Genomic DNA, 392 nt, shown 5'->3' with positions numbered 1-392 from the left:
GCTTTACTCGTGTAAGACTCTTCCCTTGTGTAGACTTTAATTCCTTTTAAAGCACCTTTGTAAATTAGCATGTCAACTAATTTTTTATGGGGTATTTGAACAAATTTTTGATGATTCACCCTACCAATATTACAATTGCGCTTCCAGTCAGGATTTAAACCTATCACCAACGTAGTAATTCCTGATAATACGAGTGTTTTAATCAGCAAACTTGATGCTCGATGTAGATACGAATCGATTTGATGGTTTCTTCGACGAGTCATCAATTCCATTTGATTAGACCAGTCGATACCATGCAGCTTTTTATTTGTTGAGCGTCGCTTACTAATGTATTTGTTGTATCGATTATTAATCGATTTTATTGGTCTGCCATTAATAAGAATCGGTTGGAA

The 392-nt window shown here is 34.9% G+C and carries 1 protein-coding gene; it reads right to left on the bottom strand.

The annotated features are described in order from the left end of the window. Window positions 1–392 (bottom strand): IS200/IS605 family accessory protein TnpB-related protein (locus tag AABK37_RS41965; RefSeq protein ID WP_432557267.1); only part of this gene is annotated, 392 nt, incomplete at both ends.

Origin of the sequence: Tolypothrix sp. VBCCA 56010 (assembly GCF_050875635.1) — a bacterium.
Lineage (GTDB): Bacteria > Cyanobacteriota > Cyanobacteriia > Cyanobacteriales > Nostocaceae > Hassallia.
Note: the sequence above shows the minus strand (reverse complement) of the source record. Positions and strands in the feature narration are given on the sequence as shown.